The following is a 26,192-nucleotide window of genomic DNA, read 5'->3' as shown; positions in this document are numbered from 1 at the left end:
CTCAGCGGCGCAGGCGCCGATAGAGCTGGAGCAGGCGCTCGGGCAACTGCCCGGCGCGCTCGACCAGCGCGAAGCCGTCGGCGCCGAACAGGTAGGGCAGGTAGTCCGCCGCCTCCTTGTCGATGGTGATGCAGAAGGGCACCAGTCCCTGGCTGCGCGCCTCGATCACCGCCTGGCGGGTGTCCTCGATGCCGTAGCGGCCCTCGTAGCGGTCCAGGTCGTTGGGCTTGCCGTCGCTCAACAGCAACAGCAGGCGACGCTTCTGCGGCTGCCCGCCGAGCACCTGGCTGGCCCGGCGGATCGCCGCGCCCATCCGCGTGTAGTAGCCCGGCGAGAGCGCCAGCACGCGACCGCGGACCTCGCCGCCGTAGCCTTCGTCGAAGTCCTTCAGCACCTGCCAGCGCACCTGCTGCCGGCGCACCGAGGAAAACCCGTACAGCGCGAAGGGGTCGCCCAGTGCCTGCAATGCCTCGCCGAACAGCAGCAGGCTGTCGACGATGCTGTCGATCACCCGCCGCTGGTCGTCGAGGTAAGCTTCGGTGGACATCGACAGGTCCGCCAGCAACAGGCAGGCGAGGTCGCGCCGGCGCGGCCGCTGTTCGAGGAACAGGCCTGGCTGGGTGGAACCGCCGCGCCGCCGCTCGACCTGGAAGTCGAGCCAGGCATCGAGGTCGATCTCGTCGCCTTGCGGCTGCTGGCGCAGGCGTTGGCGGCCGTCGCGCAGGCAGGCGAACTGGCGGCGCAGATGCAGCGCGGTCTTCTCCAGGTGCGCCGGCAGGCTGGCGCTGGTCGCGCCGCGCGGCCGCATCGGTTGCAGCAGCACGTGGTCGCTCAGCAGGCGCTGCTGCCGATAGTCCCACTCGGGCAGCTTCAGCCCGGGGCCGAGCGGCAGGTCATCGTAGTCGGCGGCCGGCAGGTCGAGATCCAGGCGCAGGCCGCCGCCCTTCTGCGTGCGCTGGCGCGACAGCGACAGGTAGTCGAGGTCTTCGGCGACGCGCGCGCCGTCCGGGTCGTCCTCGTCGTCGCTACAGCGGTCCAGGGCCAGGTGCTCCGACCAACTGAGCAGGCTTTCCAGGCGGAACAGCAGCAGGTTGCGTTCGCTGTCGCGCTCCTCGATGCGCTCGGCGCGCTTGCGCGCTCCGCTGCGGGCGACCTGGCGCTTGCCGGCGCCGGCGGCCGCTTCCTCGCCGTCCTCCGCGCTGGCGGAAGGCGTCCAGCGCTCGCCGGGATACAGCCACAGCGGCACCGGCCAGGGCGCCCGCTCGACTCGCGGGAAGCGCTCGACGCTGCCCGGCTCGGCAAGCGCGCGGCGCAGGGCGATTTCCAGTTCGGCGTCTGCCGCCGGGCAATCGTCCAGCGACGGGCGCTGGCGCAGATGCGCGGCGACCAGCCGGGCGTAGCGCGGGCGCAGCGCCGGATAGGCATCGAGCAACTGCCGCGCCCAGCGCTGGTTGTCCTGGGCCCAGTGCCGCAGCGGCCCGGCGCTGGCCGCCAGCAGCGCCAGCCAGCGATACAGTTCGCGGTTCAGCTCGGCCTGCGGATAGACCGCGAGGGATTCCGGCAGGCGCAGGCTGTCGCCGTTGAACCAGGACACCGGGGCCTGCTCGCAGGTCCCGGCGACCCGCTGCAACCAGGTGCGGCGTAGCAGCAGGCGGCGCGCCGGGGTCGCCTCGAGGGCTACCCCCGGTGCGCCGCCGAGCGCCCGGAAGAGCATGCCGAGCGGACGCCGCATGCTCTCCAGGGTCACCCGCGCCGCCTCGAACTCGCCGCTGGCATGGCGGGTGATGAAGCGGTGCCAGTGGGCGCCGACCCATTCCTCCAGCTCGACGGCGAAGGCCATCTCAGGCGGCCGCCTTGCCGCGCCGGAAGCTCAGCAGGTAGGCGACCAGGCCGATGAGGAACACCACCCCGGCGCCTTCGCGCAGCCAGTAGAAGATCGCCAGCTGGTCCTGGGTGGCCATGAAGGTCATCGCCGCGCCGTCCGCCGGCATCCGTTGCAGCCAGACCTGCAGCACCCCGGCCGCGGAGAGGAACAGGGTGATGAACACCATCGCCACGGTCATCAGCCAGAAGCCCCACATCTCCAGGACCTGCGAGCGGTTGTCCATCGCCTCGCCGATCCCGCGCAAGCGCGGCATGGCGTAGGAGATGATGGTCATCACGATCATCGCGTAGGCGCCATAGAAGGCCATGTGGCCGTGGGCGGCGGTGAGCTGGGTGCCGTGGGTGTAGTAGTTGACCGGCGCCAGGGTATGCATGAAGCCCCACACTCCCGCGCCGAGGAAGGCCATCACCGTGGTGCCCATGGCCCACAGTGCGACCGCGCGGTTCGGATAGTCGCGGCGGCGGCGGTTGATGGTGTTGAAGGCGAACAGCACCATGGCGAAGAACGGCAGCGGCTCCAGCGCCGAGAATACCGAGCCGAGCCACAGCCAGTAGCCGGGCACGCCGATCCAGAAGTAGTGGTGGCCGGTGCCGATGATGCCGCTGATCAGCGCCATGGCGATGATCACGTAGAGCCACTTCTCGATCACCTCGCGGTCGACCCCGGTGATCTTCACCAGCACGAAGGCGAGGATCGCACCCATGATCAGTTCCCACACGCCTTCCACCCACAGGTGCACCACCCACCACCAGTAGAACTTGTCGCGGGTGAGGTTTTCCGGGTTGTAGAAGGAGAACAGGAACAGCAGGGCGAGGCCGATCAGGCCGGTCATCAGGACCATGCTGATGGCGGTCTTGCGCCCGCGCAGCACGGTCATGCCGACGTTGAACAGGAAGCCCAGGGCGACGATCACGATGCCCGCCTTGCTGATGGTCGGCTGTTCGAGGAACTCGCGGCCCATGGTCGGCCACAGTTCGTTGCCGGTGAGCCTGGCCAGGCCGGCGTAGGGCACCAGCAGGTAGCCGAGGATGGTCAGCACGCCGGCGGCGGCGAATACCCAGAACAGGATCCAGGCCAGCTTCGGGCTGTACAGCTCGCAGTCGCTCTCCTCCGGCACCAGGTAGTAGGCAGCGCCCATGAAGCCGAACAGCAGCCAGACGATCAGCAGGTTGGTGTGCACCATGCGCGCGACGTTGAAGGGGATCGCCGGGAACAGGAAGTCGCCGACCACGTACTGCAGGCCCATGATCAGGCCGAACAGGATCTGCCCGACGAAGAGGATCAGGGCGAACACGAAGTAGGGTTTGGCGACCGCCTGCGAGGCGAATTTCAGGGAGCCATTGGGCGACATCATCAACCCTCCTTGTTCGGCGGCCATTGGTTGGTATCGATCTTCGAGCTCCACTTGAGGAACTCGGCCAGGTCGTCGACCTGCCCTTCGCTGAGATGGAACTGCGGCATGGCGCGGCGGCCCGGCACGTTCAGCGGCTGGATCTTCATCCAGGCCTGGAGGAAGGTGTTGAAGCCCTCCTCGCCGCCACGGCGTCCGACCACGTTGCCCAGCTCCGGCGCGAAGTAGGCACCCTCGCCGAGCAGGGTGTGGCAGCCGACGCAGTTGTTCTGCTCCCAGACCAGCTTGCCGCGCACCACCGCGGCGCTCATCGCGGCCTCGTTGGTGCGCTCGGGCAGGGTCTTCTCGGTGTGGTAGGTCAGGGCCAGGAACAGCAGGATGAAGAACACACTCCCGCCGAAATAGATGTTCCTGGCCATGCCTTTGGTAAAGGTCTCGGACATGCGGCCTCCTGGAATGGGTGGTGCGGCGATTCTAGGAAGCGGCGGCGGCGAACCCGCTTGATGGCAATCAAGATTCCCGAACGATTTACTCAGTTATTCATCCGCGCCAGGTACAGCGCAGCGCCCACCGCCAGGGCCATCAGCAGCGGCCAGGCCAGCAGCAGGCGGCGCCATAGCGCCGGGGCATGGGCCAGCTCCATGAAGCGCTCGCCGATCAGCCAGCCCTTGGCCACCGCGCAGGCCAGCACCGCCGCCAGCAGCCAGGGAGAGTCGCCGGCGCCGCCCAGCAGCACGCCGGCCACGGCCAGCGCCAGCAACGCCAGCCAGCAGAGGGTCAGGGTTCGCATCGGCACCTCATTGCAGGACGTAGACCAGCGGGAACAGCAGCACCCAGACCAGGTCGACCATGTGCCAGTAGAGCACTCCCGACTCCAGTCCCGAGCAAGCCTGCGGCGTATAACACCGGCGCCAGCAGGCCTGCGCCAGCCAGCCGAGGATCAGCAGGCCGAGCAGGACGTGGAGGAAATGGAAGCCGGTCAGGCACCAGTAGAGGGTGAAGAAAGTGTCGTGTTCGATGTCCAGGCCGAGGTCGGCGAGCCGCCCGTACTCGTGCGACTTCAGGCCGACATAGACCAGCGCCAGCAGCAGCGCCGCCAGCAACCAGCCGCTCGCCTGGCGCGGCCGTCCGCGGCGCACCGCGTGCACCGCCAGCGCGGCGAGCCAGCCGGAGCTGAGCAGGGCCACGGTCAGCAACAGGCCCCAGCGGCTATCCAGTTGCTCCCGGCCGGCGCGGAACAGCTCCGGCTGCCAGGCCTGGGCACCGGCGAACGCCAGCAGCAGCAGGCTGAACACGCTGAGTTCGGCGAGGATGAAGAACCACATCGCCAGGTCGCCGGGCAGGCGCCGCTCGACGGTATCAGGCGACATGGAGATCGACGATGTCCATCAGCGCCGCCACCGTCGCCGGGTCGTCCGAGAGCGGTTCGGCCAGCGCCACCCGGCACGCCTCGCGCGGGTCCATGCCGTCGCCGATGAGGCGCGCGGCGAAGATCAGCAGGCGGGTCGAGGCGACTTCCTCCAGGTCGTGCTGCTCCAGCCGCCGCAGCGCCTGGCCCAACTGCACCAGGCGCTGCGCCAGGGCCTCGGCACAACCGCTCTCGCCGACCAGGATGCGTGCCTCCTGCTGCGCCGCCGGGTAGTCGAAGCGCAACGCGACGAAACGCTGCCGGGTGCTGGGCTTCAGGCCCTTGAGCAGGTTCTGGTAGCCGGGGTTGTAGGACACCACCAGCATGAACGAAGGCGGCGCCTGCAACGTCTCGCCGGTGCGCTCCAGGTACAGCTCGCGGCGGTCGTCGGCCAGCGGGTGGATGGCGACCGTGGTGTCCTGGCGCGCCTCCACCACTTCGTCCAGGTAGCAGATACCGCCTTCGCGCACCGCGCGGGTCAGCGGGCCGTCCTGCCACCAGGTGCCGTCGGCGCCGATCAGATGGCGGCCGAGCAGGTCGGCGGCGCCCAGGTCGTCGTGGCAGGCGACGCTGTACAGCGGCAGTTCCAGGCGCCGCGCCATGTACTGGACGAAGCGGGTCTTGCCGCAACCGGTGGGGCCCTTGAGCAATACCGGCAGGCCGTGCCGCCAGGCGCGCTCGAAGACTTCGATCTCATGGCCGGTGGCCTCGTAGAAGGGTGTCGCGTCCCGCATGTCCTACTCCTGCGCTAGGGATTAGGACCGCACGCTATTCACAGTTGGAAGGTGCCACAAGCGCAAAGCAACGCAATCTTGATTCCGGTCAAGCAAGGGTAAAGACCCTGCTTTCTATGATCCTTTCGCGCCATGAATTCCCGGGAGTTCCCGACGCAGCCACCCCCAAAACACTGCTAAGGGAGCGCCTCGCAGGGCTCCTGAGGAGATAGACCATGCCATTTGGCAAGCCACTGGTGGGCACCTTGCTCGCCTCGCTGACGCTGCTGGGCCTGGCCACCGCTCACGCCAAGGACGACATGAAAGCCGCCGAGCAATACCAGGGTGCCGCTTCCGCCGTCGATCCCGCTCACGTGGTGCGCACCAACGGTGCCCCCGACATGAGTGAAAGCGAGTTCAACGAGGCCAAGCAGATCTACTTCCAACGCTGCGCCGGTTGCCACGGCGTCCTGCGCAAGGGCGCCACCGGCAAGCCGCTGACCCCGGACATCACCCAGCAACGCGGCCAGCAATACCTGGAAGCGCTGATCACCTACGGCACCCCGCTGGGCATGCCGAACTGGGGCAGCTCCGGCGAGCTGAGCAAGGAACAGATCACCCTGATGGCCAAGTACATCCAGCACACCCCGCCGCAACCGCCGGAGTGGGGCATGCCGGAGATGCGCGAATCGTGGAAGGTGCTGGTGAAGCCGGAGGACCGGCCGAAGAAACAGCTCAACGACCTCGACCTGCCCAACCTGTTCTCGGTGACCCTGCGCGACGCCGGGCAGATCGCCCTGGTCGACGGCGACAGCAAGAAGATCGTCAAGGTCATCGATACCGGCTATGCCGTGCATATCTCGCGGATGTCCGCTTCCGGCCGCTATCTGCTGGTGATCGGCCGCGACGCGCGGATCGACATGATCGACCTGTGGGCCAAGGAGCCGACCAAGGTCGCCGAGATCAAGATCGGCATCGAGGCGCGCTCGGTGGAAAGCTCCAAGTTCAAGGGCTACGAGGACCGCTACACCATCGCCGGCGCCTACTGGCCGCCGCAGTTCGCGATCATGGACGGCGAGACCCTGGAGCCGAAGCAGATCGTCTCCACCCGCGGCATGACCGTAGACACCCAGACCTACCACCCGGAACCGCGCGTGGCGGCGATCATCGCCTCCCATGAGCACCCCGAGTTCATCGTCAACGTGAAGGAGACCGGCAAGGTCCTGCTGGTCAACTACAAGGATATCGACAACCTCACCGTCACCAGCATCGGTGCGGCGCCGTTCCTCCACGACGGCGGCTGGGACAGCAGCCACCGCTACTTCATGACCGCCGCCAACAACTCCAACAAGGTTGCCGTGATCGACTCCAAGGACCGTCGCCTGTCGGCCCTGGTCGACGTCGGCAAGACCCCGCACCCGGGGCGTGGCGCCAACTTCGTGCATCCCAAGTACGGCCCGGTGTGGAGCACCAGCCACCTGGGCGACGGCAGCATCTCGCTGATCGGCACCGATCCGAAGAACCATCCGCAGTACGCCTGGAAGAAAGTCGCCGAGCTACAGGGCCAGGGCGGCGGCTCGCTGTTCATCAAGACCCATCCGAAGTCCTCGCACCTCTACGTCGACACCACCTTCAACCCCGACGCCAGGATCAGCCAGAGCGTCGCGGTGTTCGACCTGAAGAACCTCGACGCCAAGTACCAGGTGCTGCCGATCGCCGAATGGGCCGATCTCGGCGAAGGCGCCAAGCGGGTGGTGCAGCCCGAGTACAACAAGCGCGGCGATGAAGTCTGGTTCTCGGTGTGGAACGGCAAGAACGACAGCTCCGCGCTGGTGGTGGTGGACGACAAGACCCTGAAGCTCAAGGCCGTGGTCAAGGACCCGCGGCTGATCACCCCGACCGGCAAGTTCAACGTCTACAACACCCAGCACGACGTGTACTGAGACCCGCGTGCGGGGCACGCCCCGCACGCTCCCCCCTACGAGGAACCGTGATGAAACCGTACGCACTGCTTTCGCTGCTCGCCACCGGCACCCTGCTCGCCCAGGGCGCCTGGGCCGAAGACCCCGAAGTGCTGTTCAAGAACAAGGGCTGCGTGGCCTGCCATGCCATCGACACCAAGATGGTCGGCCCGGCCTACAAGGACGTCGCCGCCAAGTTCGCCGGCCAGGCCGGCGCCGAAGCGGAACTCGCGCAGCGGATCAAGAACGGCAGCCAGGGCGTCTGGGGCCCGATCCCGATGCCGCCGAACGCGGTCAGCGACGACGAGGCGCAGACCCTGGCGAAGTGGGTCCTGTCGCAGAAATGAACGCCCCTCCGGACTTCCGGCGCGCCGCCAGCCACGCCTTGTGGCTGGCCCTCGCGCTGACGTTCGCCTGTCCTCTTCCGGGCCTGGCCGACGAGCATCCCGATGCCCGTCGCCAGGCCCAGTTGCGTCACCTGCTGTTGCAGGACTGCGGCTCCTGCCACGGCCTGCGCCTGACCGGCGGCCTCGGCCCGGCGCTGACCCCCGAGGCCCTGCGCGGCAAGCCGCGCGAATCGCTGGTCGCCACCGTGCTCATGGGCCGTCCGCAAACCCCGATGCCCCCCTGGGCCGACCTGCTCAGCGAAGACGACGCCGGCTGGCTGGTGGACCGCCTGATCGAAGGAGAGATCGCCCCATGAACCTGCGTCCCCTCGCGCCGCTTTTCCTCGCCCTGCTCGCCGGCTGTAGCCAGCAGCCGCCCTTGCGCGGCAGCGGCGACCTCGGCGTGCTGATCGAACGCGCCGACGGCAGCGTGCAGATCCTCGACGGCACGGCGAAGACCTCGCTGGCGCGGGTCGAAGGCCTCGGCGACCTGTCCCACGCCTCCCTGGTGTTCTCCCGCGACCAGCGCTACGCCTACGTGTTCGGTCGCGACGGCGGCCTGACCAAGCTCGACCTGCTGGCCCAGCGCATCGACAAGCGCCTGATCCAGGGCGGCAACAGCATCGGCGGAGCGATCAGCCAGGACGGTCGGCTGGTCGCGGTATCCAACTACGAGCCGGGCGGGGTCAAGGTGTTCGACAGCCGCACCCTGGAGCTGGTCGCCGAGATTCCCGCCACCCGCCTCCCCGGCCAGGACAGGAACTCCCGGGTGGTCGGCCTGGTCGACGCGCCGGGGCAGCGTTTCGTGTTCAGCCTGTTCGACAGCGGCGAGATCTGGATCGCCGACTTCAGCCAGGGCGACACGCCGCACCTGACCCGCTTCCGCGATATCGGCAAGCAACCCTACGACGCCCTCATCAGCCCCGACGGGCGCTACTACATGGCCGGGCTGTTCGGCGAGGACGGCATGGCCCAGCTCGACCTCTGGCACCCGGAGCGCGGCGTCAGGCGCGTACTCGGCGACTACGGCCGCGGCCAACGCAAGCTGCCGGTGTACAAGATGCCGCACCTGGAGGGCTGGACCATCGCCAGCGACCAGGCCTTCGTCCCGGCGGTCGGCCATCACCAGGTGCTGGTGCTCGACGCGCGCGACTGGAAGCAGACCGACGCCATCGACGTCGCCGGCCAGCCGGTGTTCGTCATGACTCGACCGGACGACCGGCAGATCTGGGTCAACTTCGCCTACCCGGACAACGACAAGGTGCAGGTCATCGACAGCGAGACCCACGAAGTGATCGAAACCCTGCGCCCTGGCCCCGGCGTACTGCACATGGAATTCAGCGGGCGCGGCGACCAGGTCTGGATCTCGGTGCGCGACGCCGACCAGTTGCAGGTCTGGGACCCGTACCGCCTGAAGCGCATCGGCAGCCTTCCGGCCCGCAGCCCGAGCGGCATCTTCTTCAGCCACCGCGCCCAGCACATCGGACTCTAGGAGGCACCATGGACGACCTCTCCCGCCGCCTCCTCGCCCGCTACCAGAAAGGCCTGCCGATCTGCGCGGAACCCTATCGGCGGATGGCCGAGACCCTGGGTTGCAGCGAAGCCGAGGTGCTCGAACGGCTGCGTCGCCTGGAAGCCGACGGCGCGTTGTCGCGGGTCGGCCCGGTGCTCCGCCACCAACGCGCCGGGGCCAGCACCCTGGCTGCCCTGGCGGTGCCCGAGGAGCGTCTGCAACGGGTCGCCGAGCGCATCAGCCAGTACGCCGAGGTCAACCACAACTACCAGCGCGAACACCGCTACAACCTGTGGTTCGTGCTCACCGCCGGCGACCGCGCGCAACTCGACCGGGTACTGGCGGAGATCGCCGCCGACACCGGCCTGCAACCCCTCGACCTGCCGATGCAGGAAGCCTACTGCATCGACCTCGCGTTTCCCCTGGAGGCCAGCCGATGAACCCCGTCGAACCCCTCGCCGCGCCGCAGCGGCAACACCTGCGCTACCTGCTGGAACAGGGCCTGCCGCTGGCCAGCCGGCCCTACCGGGTGCTCGCCGAACGCATCGGCGCCGGCGAAGACGAAGTGCTGGAACAGGTCCGCCGCTGGGACGAAGACGGCCTGTTCCGCCGCTTCGGAGTGATCCTCCACCACCGCGCCCTGGGCTATACCGCCAACGCCATGCTGGTGCTGGACGTCGCCGACGCGGAGGTCGACGCCGTCGGCCGCGCCCTCGCCCACGAAACGATCGTCTCGCTCTGTTACCGCCGCCCGCGTCGCCTGCCGATGTGGCCATACAACCTGTTTTGCATGATCCACGGCCGCGAGCGCGGCGAAGTGGAACGCCAGATCGAGGCCCTGCTGGAGCGCCACGCCCTGCGCCAGACACCGCACCGCTGGCTGTTCAGCCTGCGCGCCTACAAGCAGTGCGGCGGCCGCTACACCGCGCCGCCGGCCGACCTGGAGCGCCGCCATGGATGAGTTCGACCGGCGCCTGCTGAACCGCCTGCAACACGGCCTGCCGCTGGAGCCGCATCCCTACGCGCTGCTCGCCGCCGAGCTGGATTGCCGCGAGGAAGACATCCTGCGCCGCCTCGACGACCTGCTCGACGACGGCACCCTGACCCGCTTCGGTCCGCTGTTCGATATCGAGCCCCTCGGCGGTGCCTTCACCCTGGCCGCCATGAGCGTGCCGGAGGCGCGTTTCGAAGAGATCGCCGCGCTGCTCGCCGGCTGGCCGCAGGTCGCCCACAACTACCGTCGCGAGCACGCCCTGAACATGTGGCTGGTGGTCGCCTGCGACAGCCCGGCGGAGGTCGCCGAGACCCTCGCACGGCTGGAGCGCGAGAGCGGGCTGGCGGTACTCGACCTGCCCAAGGAGGCGACCTACCATGTCGGCCTGCATTTCCCCCTCTGACGCCCTGCTCGCCCGCCGCCTGATCGAACTGACCCAGGCCGGCCTGCCGCTGGTCGCCGACCCTTGGGCGTGGATCGCCGCGCAACTGCGGCTGAGCGAGGCGGAGACCCTGGCGCTGCTGAAGCGCCTGCGCGACGCAGGGGTGATCCGGCGCATCGCCGCGGTGCCCAACCACTATCGCCTTGGCTACCGGCACAACGGCATGACCGTCTGGGACGTCGCCGACGAACGCATCGAACGCCTCGGCCGGCTGGTAGGCGGGCTGTCCTTCGTCAGCCATTGCTACCGGCGCCCGCGCCATCTGCCGCAGTGGCGCTACAACCTGTTCGCCATGGTCCACGGCCGCAGCGAAGCGGAGATCGAAGGCTACCGCCAGCAGATCCGCCTGCTGCTCGGCGAGGACTGTCGCGCCGACGAGATGCTGGTGAGCAGCCGCATCCTGAAGAAGACCGGCCTGCGCCTGGCGCAGAAGGAGGAACGTCCATGCTGAGGATCAGCCATTACCTGCGCAGCCTCGCCGAGGACGCGCCGGCGCCGCGCCGCGCCGGCGGCAGGCGCGCCCCGGTGGTGATCTGGAACCTGCTGCGGCGCTGCAACCTGACCTGCAAGCACTGTTACTCCACCTCCGCCGACAGCGACTTCCGTGGCGAGCTGGAGACCGCGGAAATCCTTCGCGGCATCGACGACCTGCGCGCCGCCGGAGTGCGCGTGCTGATCCTCTCCGGCGGCGAACCGCTGATGCACCCGGACCTCTTCGAGATCGCCGCCCATGCGCGCCAGGCCGGGATGTTCGTGGCGCTGTCGAGCAACGGTACGCTGATCGACGAAGGCAACATCCAGCGCGTCGCCGAGGCCCGCTTCGACTACGTCGGCATCAGCCTCGACGGCCTGCGCGAGACCCACGACCGCTTCCGCCAGAAGCAGGGCAGCTTCGACGCCGCGCTGGCGGCCATGCGCCTGTGCCGCGAGGCGGATATCCGCGTCGGCATGCGCACCACCCTGACCGAGGAGAACGCCGCGCAACTACCGGCACTGCTCGACCTGATGCGCGAACTCGACGTGCAGAAGTTCTACCTCTCGCACCTCAACTACAGTGGCCGCGGCCGCCGCAGCCGCGCCCTCGACGCCCACCACCGGCGCACCCGCGAGGCCCTCGCGCTGCTCTTCGAACGGGCCGACGAGGACATCCGGCAGGGGCGCGACAGCGACTTCGTCACCGGCAACAACGACGCCGACGCGATCCTTCTCCTCGACTGGCTCAAGCGCCGCCGCCCGCAGCAACTGGCGCGTCTCTGCGAGCTGCTGCTGGACTGGGGCGGCAACGCCTCGGGCGAGGGCATCGCCAACATCGACAACACCGGCGAGGTGCATCCGGACAGCTACTGGTGGCACCACAGCGTCGGCAACATCCGCCATCAGCGCTTCGCCGACTTCTGGTTCGAGCGCCCCGACCCGCTGCTCCTGCAACTGCGCCAGCGCCCGCGACCGGTGGTCGGGCGCTGCAGCCAATGCCGCTGGCTGGACATCTGCAACGGCAACACCCGCACCCGCGCCTGGGCCGGCGGCGAACTCTGGGGCGAAGACCCCGGCTGCTACCTCAGCGATCAGGAAATCGGCCTCGAGCGCATCGCGCTGCACGCCGTCTAAGGAAAGCCTCATGAACACTACCGTGATTCCGCCGTCCCTCCTCCTCGATGTCGATTTTCCCGCCGGCAGCGTCGCCCTGGTCGGCGCCGGCCCCGGCGATCCGGGCCTGCTCACCCTGCGCGCCTGGGCCCTGCTGCAACAGGCCGAGGTGGTGGTCTACGACCGCCTGGTCGCCCGCGAGCTGATCGCCCTTCTGCCGGAAAGCTGCCAGCGCATCTACGTCGGCAAGCGCTGCGGCCACCACAGCCTGCCGCAGGAAGAAATCAACGAGCTGCTGGTGCGCCTGGCCCGGCAGCAACGCCGGGTGGTCCGCCTGAAAGGCGGCGACCCGTTCATCTTCGGTCGCGGCGCCGAGGAGCTGGAGCGCCTGCTCGAAGCCGGCGTCGACTGCCAGGTGGTCCCCGGCGTCACCGCCGCCTCCGGTTGCAGTACCTACGCCGGCATCCCGCTGACCCACCGCGACCTCGCCCAGTCCTGCACCTTCGTCACCGGCCACCTGCAGAACGACGGCCGCCTCGACCTCGACTGGGCCGGCCTGGCGCGTGGCAAGCAGACCCTGGTGTTCTACATGGGCCTGGGCAACCTCGCCGAGATCGCCGCGCGCCTGGTCGAGCACGGCCTCGCCGGCGACACCCCGGCGGCGCTGGTCAGCCAGGGCACCCAGGCGGGCCAGCAGGTGACCCGCGGCGCCCTTGCCGAGCTGCCGGCGCTGGCGCGACGCTACCAGTTGAAGCCGCCGACGCTGATCGTCGTCGGCCAGGTGGTGGCGCTCTTCGCCGAGCGCGCGATGGCGCATCCTTCATACCTGGGCGCCGGCTCGCCGGTCAGCCGCGAGGCCGTCGCATGCGCCTGATCGGTCTCACCCTCGGCCTGCTCCTCGGCGCCCTCGCGCAGGCCGGCGAAGCGCCGGGGGAAGCGCTCTACCGCCAGCACTGCCAGGCCTGCCACGGCGCCGGGCGGCTCGGCGGCAGCGGCCCGACCCTGCTCCCGGAAAGCCTTTCGCGGCTGAAGCCGGCGCAGGCCCGCGAGGTGATCCTGCACGGTCGCCCGGCAACCCAGATGGCCGGCTTTGCCGGTCAATTGGACGCCGCCGCCGCGGACGCCCTGGTCGCCTATCTCTACCAGACGCCGCCGCGCGAACCGCAGTGGAGCGCCGAGGACATCCGGGCCAGCCAGGTTCAGCCGCATCCCCTCGCCACCCTGCCGTCCAGGCCGCGCTTCGAGGCCGACCCGCTGAACCTGTTCGTGGTGGTGGAATCCGGCGACCACCACGTGACCATCCTCGACGGCGATCGCTTCGAGCCCATCGCCCGCTTCCCATCGCGCTACGCCCTGCACGGTGGTCCGAAGTTCTCCCCGGACGGGCGCCTGGTGTACTTCGCCTCGCGCGACGGCTGGGTGACCCTCTACGACCTGTACAACCTGAAGGTGGTCGCCGAGGTCCGCGCCGGCCTCAACACGCGCAACCTGGCGGTCAGCGACGACGGGCGCTGGGTCCTGGTGGGCAACTACCTGCCCGGCAACCTGGTGCTGCTGGACGCCCGCGACCTGTCCCTGGTGCAGGTCATCCCGGCGGCCGACGCCCAGGGCCAGGCCTCGCGGGTCAGCGCGGTATACACGGCACCGCCGCGGCACAGCTTCGTGGTCGCCCTGAAGGACGTCCACGAGCTGTGGGAGCTGCCCTATGCCAACGGCAAGCCGGTCGCGCCGAAACGGTTGGCGGTGGCCGACTACCTCGACGACTTCTCCTTCAGCCCCGACTACCGCTACCTGCTGGGCAGCTCGCGGCAGGCCAGGGGCGGCGAGGTGATCGAGCTGGACAGCGGCGCGCGGGTCGCCTCGATCCCGCTGTCGGGCATGCCGCACCTCGGCTCGGGCATCTACTGGAAGCGCGACGGGCGCTGGGTGTTCGCTACGCCGAACATCAGCCGCGGGGTGATCTCGGTGATCGACCTGCAAAACTGGAAGCCGTTGAAGGAAATCGTCACCGACGGCCCCGGCTTCTTCATGCGCAGCCATGCCGACTCGCCCTACGCCTGGACCGATACCTTCCTTGGCAAGAAACACGACGAGATCCTGCTGATCGACAAGCAGACCCTGGAAATCGCCCATCGCCTGCGCCCCAGCCCGGGCAAGGTGGCCGGCCACGTCGAGTTCACCCGCGACGGCCGCTACGCCCTGCTCAGCGTCTGGGACCGCGACGGCGCGCTGGTGGTCTACGACGCGCACAGCCTGGAGGAAGTGAAGCGACTGCCGATGAACAAGCCGTCGGGCAAGTACAACGTCGGCAACAAGATCGGCTATGCGGAGGGAACCTCGCACTGAGGCTCGGGCGAGACGCCATCAACGGATATCCCCGTATCCTCCGCGACGGGCCACGACACCCCTGTCCCATCACGGCACGAGAAAAACCACGGGAATGGCGGATAACCGCAAGCGGTTATTCGCCCTACCGCCCACCCTACGCGAGGAGCCGTAGGGCGCATAACGCCAACGGCGTTATCCGCCGATCACCCTGTCCCATCACGGCCCCGAGAAAACCCTGGGAATGGCGGATAGCCGCAAGCGGATATCCACCCCCACCCGTCCCGCGCGCCGAGCCCCCGGCGCCCAGAAAAAAGCCCCGCATCGCGGGGCTTTCCGTCTCAGGCGCCAGGCCTCAGAACTGCTCGGCGTCCAGCAGGTACAGCGACTCGCTGCCGGCGCGCACGGAGGCGCTCAGGGAATGGATGCGCGGCAGCAGGCGGGCGAAGTAGAAGCGCGCGGTACCCAGCTTGCTGGCGTAGAAGTCGTCCTCGCCCTGCTTGGCCAGCGCGGTGCGCGCCATCAATGCCCACATGTAGGCGTAGGCGGTATAGCCGAACACATGCAGGTATTCGACCGACGCCGCGCCGATCTCGTTGGGGTTGCCCTTGGCACGGTCGAGCAGCCAGGCGGTCAGCTCTTCCAGATTCTCCACGGCGGCCGCCAGCGGCTTGCTGAACTCGCCCAGGGCCTCGTCGGCGGAAGCGACGAAGGCCTTGATCTCGTCGGTGAAGTGACGGGAGAAGGCGCCGCCGCTGCCGATCACCTTGCGCCCCACCAGGTCGAGCGCCTGAATGCCGTTGGTGCCTTCGTAGATCTGCGTGATGCGACAGTCGCGCACCAGTTGCTCCTGGCCCCATTCGCGGATGAAGCCGTGGCCGCCGAAGATCTGCTGGCCATGGATAGTGGTTTCCAGTCCCATGTCGGTGAGGAATGCCTTGGCCACCGGGGTCAGCAGCGCCACCAGCTCTTCCGCACGCTTGCGGGTGACCGCGTCTTCGCTGTACTTGGCGGTGTCCAGCTGCATCGCGACGTAGCTGGAGAAGGCGCGGCCGCCTTCGTTCAGCGCCTTCATGGTGAGCAGCATGCGGCGCACGTCGGGGTGCACGATGATCGGGTCGGCGGCCTTGTCCTTGGCTACCGGGCCGGTCGGCGCGCGGCTCTGGATACGCTCGCGGGCATACTCGATGGCGCTCTGGTAGGAGCGCTCGCCGGTGGCCAGGCCCTGGATGCCGACGCCAAGGCGCTCGTAGTTCATCATGGTGAACATCGCCGCCAGGCCCTTGTTGACCTCGCCCACCAGCCAACCGGTGGCGCAGTCGAAGTTCATCACGCAGGTGGCCGAGGCCTTGATCCCCATCTTGTGCTCGATGGAGCCGCAACCCAGGCTGTTCTTCTCGCCCAGCGAACCGTCGGCGTTGACCAGCACCTTCGGCACCAGGAACAGCGAGATGCCCTTCGGCCCGGCCGGGGCGTCGGGCAGCTTGGCCAGCACCAGGTGGATGATGTTCTCGGTCAGGTCATGCTCGCCGCCGGTGATGAAGATCTTGGTCCCGCTGATCTTGTAGGAGCCGTCGGCCTGCGGCTCGGCCCTGGTGCGGATGATGCCCAGGTCGGTGCCGGCATGCGGCTCGGTCAGGCACATGGATCCGGCCCAGATACCGGCGTACATGTTCGGCAGGTACTTGTCCTTCAATTCGTCGCTGGCATGGGCATTGAGCGCCAGGCAGGCGCCGGCGGTCAGCATCGGATACAGGCCGAACGACAGGTTGGCCGAGTTGACCAGTTCCTCGACCTGCGCCGAGATCACCTTGGGCATCCCCATGCCGCCGTAGGCCGGATCACCGCCGACGCCGACCCAGCCGCCTTCGGCGTAGGTCCGGTAGGCCTCGGGGAAGCCGGCCGGGGTGCTCACCGCGCCAGCGTTCCACTGGCAGCCTTCCTCGTCGCCCGGACGGTTCAGCGGGGCGATGGTACCGGCGGTGACCTTGCCGGCCTCTTCGAGGATCGCCGCGGCGGTCTCGGCGTCGACCACTTCGGCCAGCGCCGGCAGTTGCGCCCAGAGCCGGGAGACCTCGAACACCTCATTGAGGACGAAGCGCATGTCGCGCAGCGGAGCTTTGTAATCAGCCATGTGGGGGAATCCTCGATCGTACCGATCGCCGGCCGGGGGCCAGCGGCAACAAAATGGAGGCACGAAAGGCGTGCCGCGGCCGAGTCTACACCACCAACATTTCGGACTTGCAGCGTCACGTCGTGACCATTAAGTCTATATCGGTCTTCTATGCGACAGGCATGAAAAAGCCCGCTTTTCGCGGGCTCGAGCGAGTTCGCCGGGAGTCCGACGGGCCCGGCGGGTGGGGGAGAAACCGGGGGGAAGAAGCGCCGCGCCCCTGCCCCGGCAGCCGCTAGAGCGAAAACTGCTCCGCCGACAGGCTCATCAGGCCCGCCGCGCCGGCCTGGATCGCCGCGGCGTGCGCCGCGGTGCGCGGCAGCAGGCGACTGAAGTAGAAGTCGGCGGTGGCCAGCTTGGCTTCGTAGAACGCGGCCTCGCCGCTGCCGACATCCAGCTTCTCGCGCGCCACCAGGGCGATGCGCAACCAGAAATAGGCCAGGGTCACGTAGCCGGAGAACATCAGGTAGTCCACCGAGGCGGCGCCCACTTCGTCGGCATTCTTCATCGCCGCCAGGCCCACCTGCTGGGTCAGTTCGCCCCACTGCGCGTTCAGCGCCGCCAGTTGCGCGACCTGTCCCTTCAGTTGCGGATGCTCGGCCTGGGCCTGGCACAACTGGTGGACCAGTTTGGTGAAACCGCGCAACAGCTTGCCCTGGCTGCCCAGTACCTTGCGGCCAAGCAGGTCGAGGGCCTGGATGCCGTTGGTGCCTTCGTAGATCTGTGCGATGCGACAATCGCGGACCAACTGCTCCATGCCCCACTCGCGGATGTAGCCGTGGCCGCCGTAGACCTGCATGCCGAGGTTGGTCACCTCCTGCCCGGTCTCGGTCATGAAGGCCTTGCAGATCGGTGTCAGGAAGGCCAGCAGATCGGCGGCCCGCTCGCGCTCGGCGGCGTCCTGCGACAGGTGCTCGGTGTCGAGCAACTGGGCGGTGAAGTAGGCCAGCGCGCGGTTGCCTTCGTTGAACGCCTTCATGGTCAGCAGCATGCGCCGTACGTCGGGGTGCACGATGATCGGGTCGGCCGGCTTGTCCGGCGCCTTCGGCCCCGTCAGCGAGCGCATCTGCAAGCGCTCCCGGGCGTAGCGCACGGCGCCCTGGTAACTGGTCTCGCCAAGGCACAGGCCCTGCATGCCGGTGCCCAGGCGGGCGTGGTTCATCATGGTGAACATGCAGTGCAGGCCCTTGTTCGGCTCGCCGATCAGGTAGCCGGTGGCGCCGTCGAAGTTCATCACACAGGTGGCCGAGGCCTTGATCCCCATCTTGTGCTCGATGGAGCCACAGGAGACCGCATTGCGCGCGCCCACGTTACCTTCGGCGTCGGGAAGGAACTTCGGCACGATGAACAGCGAGATACCCTTGGTCCCGGCCGGCGCATCGGGAAGCTTGGCCAGCACCAGGTGGACGATGTTCTCGCTCAGGTCGTGCTCGCCGGCGGAGATGAAGATCTTCGTCCCGCTGATCGCATGGCTGCCGTCGGCGTTCGGCACCGCGCGGGTCTTGATGATGCCCAGGTCGGTGCCGCAGTGCGGCTCGGTCAGGCACATGGTGCCGGTCCAGGTGCCGGCGGTCATCCGCGCCAGGTAGAGGTCCTTCTGCGCCTGGCTGCCGTGGGCGTGGATCGCCGACATGGCGCCGCGGGTCAGGCCCGGGTACATGCCCCAGGAGACATTGCTGGCGCCGATCATCTCGCTGAGCAGCAGACCCAGCGAGTGCGGCAGGCCCTGGCCGCCGTACGCGGGATCGCTGGCGACACCGTTCCAGCCACCCTCGACGTACTGTGCATAGGCTTCCTTGAAACCCTTGGGCGTGGTCACCACGCCGTTGTCGAAGTGGCAGCCCTCTTCGTCGCCGGAGCGGTTCAGCGGCGCCAGAACCTGTTCGCAGAATTTCGACCCTTCATCGAGGATCGCCGCCACCATGTCCGGGGTCGCGTCGCTGGCGCCGAGCGCCTGGTAGCGCCCATGGAAGTCGAATACCTCATCGATCAGGAAGCGCATGTCGCGCAGCGGAGCCTTGTATTCCGGCATCTCTGTTCTCCTCGGCAGGGGCGCCCCACAGGCGCGAATCCCTCGAAGCTACTGCGCCGGGCGGGCGCCTACAATCACGCTGCGGACGCTGAATGCAACGCCATAACCCCGAGGTCGAAAGGCCAGGATGCAGCGGATCGCAGGCATGAAAAAGCCCGCCGAAGGGCGGGCTCTTTCTCACCTGGGGAACGGGCCACCAGCGGCCCGTTCCATCAGTAACCGAGGGCGAAATCTTCCTCGGCCATCTCCATCAGGTTGTTGGCGCCGGACAGCATGGCGGCGACGTGGGCGCGGGTACGCGGCAGGATGCGCTGGAAGTAGAAGCGCGCGGTCTGCAGCTTGGCCTTGTAGAAGGCTTCCTCGCCGGTGCCGGCGGCCAGCTTCTCGGCGGCCAGGCGCGCCATGTCGGCCCAGAAGTAGGCCAGGCAGGCGTAGCCGGAGTACATCAGGTAGTCCACCGAAGCGGCGCCGACTTCCTCGCGATCCTTCATGGCGGCCATGCCGACCTTCATGGTCAGGTCGCCCCACTCCTTGTTCAACTGTGCCAGCGGAGCGACGAATTCCTTGACGGCTTCGTTGGCTTCGTTGGCCTGGCAGAACTTGTGCACGATCTTGGTGAAGCCCTTCAGCGCCTCGCCCTGGGTCATCAGCACCTTGCGGCCCAGCAGGTCGAGGGCCTGAACGCCGGTGGTGCCTTCGTACAGCATCGAGATGCGGCTGTCGCGGACGTTCTGCTCCATGCCGTGCTCGGCGATGAAACCGTGGCCGCCGAAGATCTGCACGCCGTGGTTGGCGGATTCGAAGCCGACTTCGGTCATGAACGCCTTGGCGATCGGCGTGAGGAAGGCCAGCATCGAGTCGGCGGCTTTCTTCTGCTCTTCGTCCTGGCTGCGCTGGACGATATCGACCTGCTTGGCGGCGAAGTACAGCATCGCGCGGTTGCCTTCGGCGAAGGCCTTCATGGTCAGCAGCATGCGGCGCACGTCAGGATGCACGATGATCGGGTCGGCGGGCTTCTCGGGCGCCTTCGGACCGGTCAGCGAGCGCATCTGCAGACGCTCGCGAGCATAGGCGATGCCGCCCTGGAAACCGACTTCGGCGTGGGCCAGGCCTTGCAGCGCGGTACCCAGGCGAGCGGTGTTCATGAAGGTGAACATGCAGTTCAGGCCCTTGTTCGGCGGGCCGATCAGGAAGCCGGTGGCGGCGTCGAAGTTCATCACGCAGGTGGCGTTGCCGTGGATACCCATCTTGTGCTCGATGGAGCCGCAGGAAACCGCGTTGCGCTCGCCGGCGTTACCTTCGGCGTTGGGCAGGAACTTCGGCACGATGAACAGCGAGATGCCCTTGGTGCCCTGCGGGGCGTCGGGCAGGCGGGCCAGGACGATATGGACGATGTTGTCGGCCATGTCGTGCTCGCCGGCGGAGATGAAGATCTTGGTGCCGGTGACCTTGTAGCTGCCGTCGGCCTGCGGCTCGGCCTTGGTGCGCAGCATGCCCAGGTCGGTGCCGCAGTGCGGCTCGGTCAGGCACATGGTGCCGGTCCACTCGCCGGAGACCAGCTTGGTCAGGTAGGTCGCCTGCTGCTCGGCGGTGCCGTGGGCATGCAGGGTGTTCATGGCGCCGTGGGACAGGCCCGGGTACATGCCCCAGGACCAGTTGGCCTGGCCGACCATCTCGCTGATGGCCAGCCCGAGGGATTCCGGCAGACCCTGGCCGCCGTGCTCGACGTCATGGGCCAGGCTCGGCCAGCCGCCTTCGACGAACTGCTGGTAGGCCTCCTTGAAGCCAGTCGGGGTCTTCACGCCGTCGGCGCTCCAGGTGCAGCCTTCCAGGTCGCCAACGCGGTTCAGCGGAGCGATCACCTGTTCGCAGAACTTCGCACCTTCCTCGAGGATGGCGTTGACCATGTCGGGAGTCGCGTCTTCGGCGCCCGGCAGGCTCTGGTAGTGCGCTTCGTAGCCCAGCAGCTCGTCGCGAACGAAACGGATATCACGCAAGGGGGCCTTGTAATCAGGCATAGCAGTCAACCTCTACGAAGGGTTCTGGTTAATCGGCGACCGGACGGATGTCCAGAGTCTGCGGTCGCAGTGCGGGATCGCTCCCGGTCGCCTTGCCGGACGCACTCATGCGTCCCGACTCTCAAACAGGCGTTTGAAACATACGTTTACGCCAATCCCTTGTCAAGCATCCGAACCGACCGCTCGGTCATGCCCGAAATCACTGGCTGCAACGACCATCCAAAGCGCTTTCGTCTCTCTCAGTAAAGCCCATGGCGAAGCGCCCGGCAGGCTTCAGGGGCCGCCGGGTGACAGTCGGAAAAGAAAGAGTCGGGGGCGACCGCTGCCGGCCGCCAGGGAGTCAGGCGTGGGTGTCGATCAGGGTGCCGAGGGTCTCGTCGGCTACCTCGATGACCCGGGCGCCGCTCTGCGCCTCGAGGTTGCCGCGGGTCAGCTCGACCATCTGCTCGGCCTGGGGCGAACGGGCCTCCACGGTGTTGCGGGCGATCTCGCTGCCGGCCTGGGCGACGCGGGCGCTACCCGACTGCACCGCATTGAGGCCACTGACGAAAGCGTTGCCGGAAATTTCCACCGTCTACTCCTGGGGACGCGCACGCGCCGCTACGATAGCAAGTGGCTTCTATTCAAGCAGACTTGGCCGGCGCTGGGTACCGCCCGTTGGTTATGGACGGCCCGCTGTTTATAGCCCGATGCCCAGGGGCCGCAGGTCGAGGTGCGCGGCCACGGCCGCGGGAGTGGCTTCCTCCAGGCGCGGTACCCGGCCCAGGCAGGGCGCCGGCAGGCGCTCGGCGAGGGTCGCCAGGTTCTCCTCCAGGCGCGAGGTAGCCGGGTCGACCACGTTGGCCACCCAGCCGGCCAGCGCCAGGCCGTCGCCCAGGATCGCCTCGGCGCTGAGCAGCGCATGGTTGATACAGCCCAGGCGCACGCCGACCACCAGCACCACCGGCAGCGCCAGCAGGCGCGCCAGGTCGGAGAGGTTCTCGCGACCCTGCAACGGCACGCGCCAACCGCCGGCGCCCTCCACCAAGGTGAGTTCGGCCTGTAGCGCCAGCACCTCGCGCACCGCCTCGTGCAAGCGTGCGGCGCTCAGTTCGACGCCGGCCTCGCGCGCCGCCAGGTGCGGGGCGATGGCCGGCGCGAAGGCCAGCGGGTTGACCTGCTCGTAGGCCAGCGCCAGCGAACACTGGCCGAGCAACGCCAGCGCGTCGCCATTGCGCAGGCCTTGCGCCGTGGGCTCGCAGCCGGAGGCCACCGGCTTCGCCGCGGCGGTGCTCAGGCCGGCACGCCGGGCCGCGTGGAGCAGGCCGGCGGCGATGGTGGTCTTGCCGATCTCGGTGTCGGTACCGGTGACGAAGAACGCCGGCATGGTTCAGGAATCCTTGCGCAGCACGCCGAAGACGACGCGGTAGGTAGCGGGCAGCCCCTCGGGCTGGCGGAAACGCTCGTAGGCGGCGACCAGCGCGCGGATACGCTGGCGCCCGGTCAGGCCGTCGGGCCGCCCGGGGTTGAGGTTGTGCGCGCCCAGCGCCTTGAGTTCGTGGGTCAGGCTGCGCAGGTCGGGGAAATGCAGGAGCCGGTCCTCGTGGCGCAGGGTCAGCGGCAGCAGACCGCTGCCGGCCGCGTGTTGCAGGTAGTCGGCGAAGGCGCGGAAGCGATTGACGTGGACGAAGCCGTCCACCACCCGCCAACTGTCGCGCAACTCGCCCAGGGTACCGACGCACAGGCTGCTGAACGCCAGCACGCCGCCCGGCCGCAGGACCCGCCGCGCCTCGGCCAGCACCGCCGGGAGGTCGGCGCACCACTGGATGGCCAGGCTGGAGAACAGCAGGTCGCAACTGCCGTCGCGCAACGGCAGCCTCTCGGCGTCGCCGCCGATGAAATGGCTGGCGCCGCCGCGCGCGCGGGCATGCCGCAGCATGCCTTCGGCGATGTCCACAGCCAGGCCCTCGGCCGCGCCAAAGCGGCGTTCCAGGGCCCGGCTGAAATGACCGGTGCCGCAGCCGAGATCGACCCAGCGGCGCGGCGAGAAGCCTTCCGGCAATGCCGACAGCAGGCTCTCGCCGACGCCGCGCTGGAGTTCAGCCACCGCGTCGTAGCTGGCCGCCGCGCGGGAAAACGACGCGGCGACCCGGCGCTTGTCGGGCAGCGCGGCAACGCCATGGGGCGCCAGCAGCGGCGCGGAATCGTCAGGCATCGTCACCCTCGCGAAGGAATCTCAGGATTGCGCTGGCCACCTCGTCCGGGCATTCCAGCGGCAGGCCGTGGCTGGCCGCCAGGGTCGAGACCTCGACGTCCGGCAGCCACTCGAGCAGGGCCTCGGCGGCGGCCACCGGCACCAGCGCATCGGCTTCGGCGAACAGATGCAATTGCGGCCCGCGGAAGTTTTCCAGGGCGGCCCGGGTATCCAGTTGGCCGAGCAACTGCAGGCCGGCGACCAGCGCCTCGCGCTCCAGCTGCGGCAGCGCCACCTGCAGTTGCCGCGCCAGGGTCCGAGGGTCGCGCGCACCCTGGCTGACCAGTAGGGTGAAACGCTTGCGGGTCAGGTGCGGTTCGAGCAGGAAAGCCTCGAAGAAGTCCTCGAAGGTTTCCGCCGGCATCGCGTTCGGCCAGTCCTCGCGCACGCGGAAGCACGGATTGCTGGCCAGGGTCAGCAGGCCCCGGCAATCGTCGCCGCGGCGCGCCGCCAGTTCGCCGGCGAGCATGCCTCCCAGCGACCAGCCGGCCAGCCAGCTATCGCGCGGCAGGTTGTCGTCGAGTTCGTCGAGCCAGTCGGCGGCATCGTCCAGCGACGGCAGCGGCTCGATCAACACGTTCAGGTGCGGCTCGCGCTCGTGCAGCGCGTCGCGCAGCGGTTCCAGCGGTGCGCTGCCCAGGCCCCAGCCCGGCAACAGGATCAGGTGGTCACGCATCGTCTCCCTCCTCGGCTTCGATCTCTGCCAGAAGGCTAGACGACAGCTGTCGCCAGCTTTCGCCGAGGGCTTCGAGCAAGCGGTCGACCTGCGCTTCGCTGTGCGCGGCGGACAGCGTGACGCGCAGCCGCGCGCTGTTGGCCGGCACGGTTGGCGGGCGGATCGCGCCGACCATGATGCCGCGGGCTCGAAGCATGCCGGCCAGGGCCACGGCCTGGCGGCTGCCGCCGACCAGGATCGGCTGGATCGGCGTGAAGCTGTCCATCAGGGTCAGGCCAAGCGCCTCGGCGCCATGGCGGAAACGGGCGATCAGCGCCGCCAGGTGTTGCCGCCGCCAGCTTTCGCGGCGCAGCAGCTCCAGGCTCTTCAGGGTGGCGCAGGCCACCGCTGGCGGCTGGCTGGTGGTGTAGATGTAGGGCCGGGCGTACTGAATCAGGGTCTCGATCAGTTCCTCGCTGCCGGCTACGAAGGCGCCGGCGGTACCGAAACCCTTGCCGAGGGTGCCGATCAGCACCGGCACCTGCTCCTGGCCGAGGCCGAAGTGTTCGACGATCCCGCCGCCGCTGGCGCCCAGCGGGCCGAAGCCATGCGCGTCGTCGACCATCAGCCAGGCGCCGCGGGCCTGCGCCACGGCGGCCAGGGCCGGCAGGTCGGCGAGATTGCCGTCCATGCTGAAGACCCCGTCGGTGACCACCAGGGTATTGCCCTCGGCCTTGTCCAGGCGCGCGGCGAGGCTTGCCGGGTCGTTGTGCAGGTAGCGCGAGAAACGCGCGCCGGAGAGCAATCCGGCATCCAGCAGCGAAGCGTGGTTGAGGCGGTCCTCCAGCACCGTGTCGCCCTTGCCGACCAGCGCGGTCACCGCGCCAAGGTTGGCCATGTAGCCGGTGGAGAACAGCAGCGCGCGCGGCCGCCCGGTGAATTCGGCGAGGGCCAGCTCCAGTTCGTGGTGCGGACCGCTGTGGCCGACCACCAGGTGCGAGGCGCCGCCGCCCACGCCCCAGCGCTCGGCGCCGCCGCGCAGCGCGGCGATCACTTCGGGATGATTGGCCAGGCCGAGGTAGTCGTTGGAACAGAAGGCCAGCAGCGGCTGGCCGTCGACCACGACGTCCGGGCCCTGGGCCGACTCCAGCAGCGGCCGCTGGCGGTAGAGGTCTTCCGCGCGCCGGCTGGCGAGGCGGGAAGCGAGATCGAAGGACATGGCAGGTCGCTCGTGTTGCTGGACGGACGCAGGCGCACCCGTCCACGCAGGGCCGACATCAGCGGCTGCAACGAAGGGACGGCGGCGCCCTCCCTTCCAGTATGGTCAGGCGGAAGCGGCGTTATAGAACAGCTTCGATTCGCGTTGTTCCACCAACGCCTGCTCGATGGCGGCCTGGTGCACTTCGTCGGCGTGCTCTTCGCGCTCTTCCGGCTTGATGCCGAGACGGGCGAACAACTGCATGTCCTTTTCGGCATGCGGGTTCTTCGTGGTCAGCAGCTTTTCGCCGTAGAAGATCGAGTTGGCCCCGGCCATGAAGGCCAGCGCCTGCATCTGCTCGTTCATCTGCTCGCGGCCGGCGGACAGGCGCACGTGGGACTTCGGCATCATGATCCGGGCCACCGCCAGGGTGCGGATGAAGTCGAAGGGATCGACGTCCTTCTCTTCCGCCAGGGGCGTGCCCTTGACCTTCACCAGCATGTTGATCGGCACCGACTCCGGGTGCTCCGGCAGGTTCGCCAACTGGATCAGCAGGCCGGCGCGGTCGTCCACCGACTCGCCCATGCCGAGGATGCCGCCGGAGCAGATCTTCATCCCCGCCTCGCGCACGTAGGCCAGGGTCTGCAGGCGCTCGCTGTAGGTGCGGGTGGTGATGATGTTGCCGTAGAACTCCGGCGAGGTATCCAGGTTGTGGTTGTAGTAGTCGAGGCCGGCGTCCGCCAGCGCCTGGGTCTGTTCCTGGGTCAGGCGGCCGAGGGTCATGCAGGTCTCCAGGCCGAGCTTCTTCACGCCCTTCACCATCTCCAGGACGTAGGGCATGTCCTTGGCCGACGGGTGCTTCCAGGCAGCGCCCATGCAGAAGCGGGTCGAACCGATGGCCTTGGCCTCGGCCGCCGCCTCGAGGACCTTCTGCACCTCCATCAGCTTCTCCTTGTCCAGGCCGGTGTTGTAGTGGCCGGACTGCGGGCAGTACTTGCAGTCCTCGGGACAGGCGCCGGTCTTGATCGACAGCAGCGTCGAGACCTGTACGCGGTTCGGGTCGAAGTGCGCGCGATGCACCGTCTGCGCCTGGAACAGCAGGTCGTTGAACGGCTGCTCGAACAGGGCACGGACTTCGGCGAGGGACCAGTCGTGACGGGTGGCGACGGAAGCGGTTGCACTCATGGGGAAGATTCCTTCGACGCTTGCATGGCGCCTTTTGTCGGGGAGCCCCGGCACGCCGGGGTCAGGCTTAAGGGGCATCATAAGTGGCTCTAGGACGCTGTCAACCCAGACCAGGACACAGGTATACACCTGA

The 26,192-nt window shown here is 68.3% G+C and carries 26 protein-coding genes; 11 read left to right on the top strand and 15 right to left on the bottom strand.

Features of this window, described 5'->3' with window-relative positions; translation table 11 throughout:
* Nucleotide 1 precedes the first annotated feature (1 nt).
* From VQ067_RS02880 to nirQ, 6 genes are all read right to left on the bottom strand, one after another.
* Nucleotides 2-1,840, bottom strand: a complete 1,839-nt coding sequence (locus VQ067_RS02880; protein ID WP_003129146.1) for a nitric oxide reductase activation protein NorD — start codon at nucleotides 1,838-1,840, stop codon at nucleotides 2-4.
* Between the two features lies 1 nt (nucleotide 1,841).
* Nucleotides 1,842-3,239 carry a nitric-oxide reductase subunit NorB gene (gene norB, locus VQ067_RS02875; RefSeq protein ID WP_003084883.1) on the bottom strand — a complete coding sequence of 466 codons (1,398 nt, stop codon included), beginning with the start codon at nucleotides 3,237-3,239 and terminating at the stop codon, nucleotides 1,842-1,844.
* Complete coding sequence (norC, locus tag VQ067_RS02870) at nucleotides 3,239-3,679, bottom strand: nitric oxide reductase subunit NorC (RefSeq protein ID WP_003084881.1); 441 nt, start codon at nucleotides 3,677-3,679, stop codon at nucleotides 3,239-3,241. The genes norB and norC overlap by 1 nt, the downstream gene beginning before the upstream one ends.
* Before the next feature lie 89 nt (nucleotides 3,680-3,768).
* On the bottom strand, nucleotides 3,769-4,026 hold the full coding sequence (locus tag VQ067_RS02865; RefSeq protein WP_003084879.1) for a cytochrome C oxidase subunit IV family protein: 258 nt from the start codon (nucleotides 4,024-4,026) through the stop codon (nucleotides 3,769-3,771).
* Between the two features lie 7 nt (nucleotides 4,027-4,033).
* Entirely contained in the window at nucleotides 4,034-4,561 is a 528-nt protein-coding gene (locus VQ067_RS02860; protein ID WP_073657368.1) for a cytochrome c oxidase subunit 3, read from the bottom strand.
* Nucleotides 4,562-4,595: 34 nt separating this feature from the next.
* Nucleotides 4,596-5,378, bottom strand: a complete 783-nt coding sequence (nirQ, locus tag VQ067_RS02855; protein WP_003084875.1) for a transcriptional regulator NirQ — start codon at nucleotides 5,376-5,378, stop codon at nucleotides 4,596-4,598.
* Between the two features lie 215 nt (nucleotides 5,379-5,593).
* Here nirQ and nirS point away from each other — a divergent pair, with 215 nt between their 5' ends.
* The 11 genes from nirS to nirN are packed head-to-tail and all read left to right on the top strand — an operon-like array spanning nucleotide 5,594 to nucleotide 14,586.
* The gene (nirS, locus tag VQ067_RS02850) at nucleotides 5,594-7,300 is read left to right on the top strand and encodes a nitrite reductase (RefSeq protein WP_003111532.1); all 1,707 of its coding nucleotides are present in this window, start codon (nucleotides 5,594-5,596) and stop codon (nucleotides 7,298-7,300) included.
* A 50-nt stretch (nucleotides 7,301-7,350) separates the two neighbouring features.
* Nucleotides 7,351-7,665, top strand: coding sequence for a cytochrome C-551 (gene nirM, locus VQ067_RS02845; RefSeq protein ID WP_003084872.1), 315 nt, complete (start codon nucleotides 7,351-7,353; stop codon nucleotides 7,663-7,665).
* Nucleotides 7,662-8,021 (top strand): cytochrome c55X, encoded by a 360-nt coding sequence (nirC, locus tag VQ067_RS02840; RefSeq protein ID WP_033990546.1) that lies wholly within the window; start codon nucleotides 7,662-7,664, stop codon nucleotides 8,019-8,021. Before nirM ends, nirC begins: the two co-directional genes overlap by 4 nt.
* A complete protein-coding gene (gene nirF, locus VQ067_RS02835) occupies nucleotides 8,018-9,196 on the top strand; it encodes a heme d1 biosynthesis protein NirF (RefSeq protein WP_003084866.1) in 1,179 nt (392 codons plus the stop codon). The genes nirC and nirF overlap by 4 nt, the downstream gene beginning before the upstream one ends.
* A gap of 8 nt (nucleotides 9,197-9,204) precedes the next feature.
* The gene (locus tag VQ067_RS02830) at nucleotides 9,205-9,657 is read left to right on the top strand and encodes an AsnC family transcriptional regulator (RefSeq protein ID WP_003084864.1); all 453 of its coding nucleotides are present in this window, start codon (nucleotides 9,205-9,207) and stop codon (nucleotides 9,655-9,657) included.
* Nucleotides 9,654-10,178, top strand: a complete 525-nt coding sequence (ahbB, locus tag VQ067_RS02825; protein ID WP_003111534.1) for a siroheme decarboxylase subunit beta — start codon at nucleotides 9,654-9,656, stop codon at nucleotides 10,176-10,178. The genes VQ067_RS02830 and ahbB (VQ067_RS02825) overlap by 4 nt, the downstream gene beginning before the upstream one ends.
* Nucleotides 10,171-10,614: an Lrp/AsnC family transcriptional regulator gene (locus VQ067_RS02820; RefSeq protein ID WP_003084860.1), complete on the top strand. Its 444-nt coding sequence runs from the start codon at nucleotides 10,171-10,173 to the stop codon at nucleotides 10,612-10,614. Before ahbB (VQ067_RS02825) ends, VQ067_RS02820 begins: the two co-directional genes overlap by 8 nt.
* Nucleotides 10,589-11,104 carry a siroheme decarboxylase subunit beta gene (gene ahbB / locus VQ067_RS02815; RefSeq protein ID WP_003084858.1) on the top strand — a complete coding sequence of 172 codons (516 nt, stop codon included), beginning with the start codon at nucleotides 10,589-10,591 and terminating at the stop codon, nucleotides 11,102-11,104. Before VQ067_RS02820 ends, ahbB (VQ067_RS02815) begins: the two co-directional genes overlap by 26 nt.
* On the top strand, nucleotides 11,098-12,261 hold the full coding sequence (gene nirJ / locus VQ067_RS02810; RefSeq protein ID WP_003084852.1) for a heme d1 biosynthesis radical SAM protein NirJ: 1,164 nt from the start codon (nucleotides 11,098-11,100) through the stop codon (nucleotides 12,259-12,261). The genes ahbB (VQ067_RS02815) and nirJ overlap by 7 nt, the downstream gene beginning before the upstream one ends.
* Nucleotides 12,262-12,271: 10 nt before the next feature.
* Nucleotides 12,272-13,114 carry a uroporphyrinogen-III C-methyltransferase gene (cobA, locus tag VQ067_RS02805; protein ID WP_033990545.1) on the top strand — a complete coding sequence of 281 codons (843 nt, stop codon included), beginning with the start codon at nucleotides 12,272-12,274 and terminating at the stop codon, nucleotides 13,112-13,114.
* Nucleotides 13,105-14,586: a dihydro-heme d1 dehydrogenase gene (nirN, locus tag VQ067_RS02800; protein WP_033990544.1), complete on the top strand. Its 1,482-nt coding sequence runs from the start codon at nucleotides 13,105-13,107 to the stop codon at nucleotides 14,584-14,586. The genes cobA and nirN overlap by 10 nt, the downstream gene beginning before the upstream one ends.
* Before the next feature lie 334 nt (nucleotides 14,587-14,920).
* Here nirN and VQ067_RS02795 read toward each other — a convergent pair whose 3' ends face one another.
* The 9 genes from VQ067_RS02795 to bioB form a co-directional block, all read right to left on the bottom strand.
* On the bottom strand, nucleotides 14,921-16,699 hold the full coding sequence (locus VQ067_RS02795) for an acyl-CoA dehydrogenase C-terminal domain-containing protein (RefSeq protein ID WP_020751128.1): 1,779 nt from the start codon (nucleotides 16,697-16,699) through the stop codon (nucleotides 14,921-14,923).
* Nucleotides 16,700-16,973: 274 nt separating this feature from the next.
* Nucleotides 16,974-18,770, bottom strand: coding sequence for an acyl-CoA dehydrogenase C-terminal domain-containing protein (locus VQ067_RS02790; protein WP_033990543.1), 1,797 nt, complete (start codon nucleotides 18,768-18,770; stop codon nucleotides 16,974-16,976).
* 212 nt (nucleotides 18,771-18,982) lie between these two features.
* Nucleotides 18,983-20,788, bottom strand: a complete 1,806-nt coding sequence (locus VQ067_RS02785) for a phenylacyl-CoA dehydrogenase (protein WP_003084842.1) — start codon at nucleotides 20,786-20,788, stop codon at nucleotides 18,983-18,985.
* Nucleotides 20,789-21,128: 340 nt separating this feature from the next.
* Complete coding sequence (locus VQ067_RS02780; protein ID WP_003084835.1) at nucleotides 21,129-21,359, bottom strand: hypothetical protein; 231 nt, start codon at nucleotides 21,357-21,359, stop codon at nucleotides 21,129-21,131.
* Nucleotides 21,360-21,467: 108 nt separating this feature from the next.
* Entirely contained in the window at nucleotides 21,468-22,154 is a 687-nt protein-coding gene (bioD, locus tag VQ067_RS02775) for a dethiobiotin synthase (RefSeq protein ID WP_033990542.1), read from the bottom strand.
* 3 nt (nucleotides 22,155-22,157) lie between these two features.
* Nucleotides 22,158-22,982 (bottom strand): malonyl-ACP O-methyltransferase BioC, encoded by an 825-nt coding sequence (bioC, locus tag VQ067_RS02770; RefSeq protein ID WP_015502249.1) that lies wholly within the window; start codon nucleotides 22,980-22,982, stop codon nucleotides 22,158-22,160.
* A complete protein-coding gene (locus VQ067_RS02765; protein WP_003084828.1) occupies nucleotides 22,975-23,697 on the bottom strand; it encodes an alpha/beta fold hydrolase in 723 nt (240 codons plus the stop codon). The genes bioC and VQ067_RS02765 overlap by 8 nt, the downstream gene beginning before the upstream one ends.
* Nucleotides 23,690-24,895 carry an 8-amino-7-oxononanoate synthase gene (gene bioF, locus VQ067_RS02760; protein ID WP_033990541.1) on the bottom strand — a complete coding sequence of 402 codons (1,206 nt, stop codon included), beginning with the start codon at nucleotides 24,893-24,895 and terminating at the stop codon, nucleotides 23,690-23,692. The genes VQ067_RS02765 and bioF overlap by 8 nt, the downstream gene beginning before the upstream one ends.
* A 105-nt stretch (nucleotides 24,896-25,000) precedes the next feature.
* On the bottom strand, nucleotides 25,001-26,059 hold the full coding sequence (gene bioB / locus VQ067_RS02755; protein ID WP_033990540.1) for a biotin synthase BioB: 1,059 nt from the start codon (nucleotides 26,057-26,059) through the stop codon (nucleotides 25,001-25,003).
* Between the last annotated feature and the right edge of the window lie 133 nt (nucleotides 26,060-26,192).

The organism is Pseudomonas sp. KBN12P06040 (assembly GCF_037574965.1).
Lineage (GTDB): Bacteria > Pseudomonadota > Gammaproteobacteria > Pseudomonadales > Pseudomonadaceae > Pseudomonas > Pseudomonas aeruginosa.
This window is presented reverse-complemented; position numbering and strand designations above follow the sequence as displayed.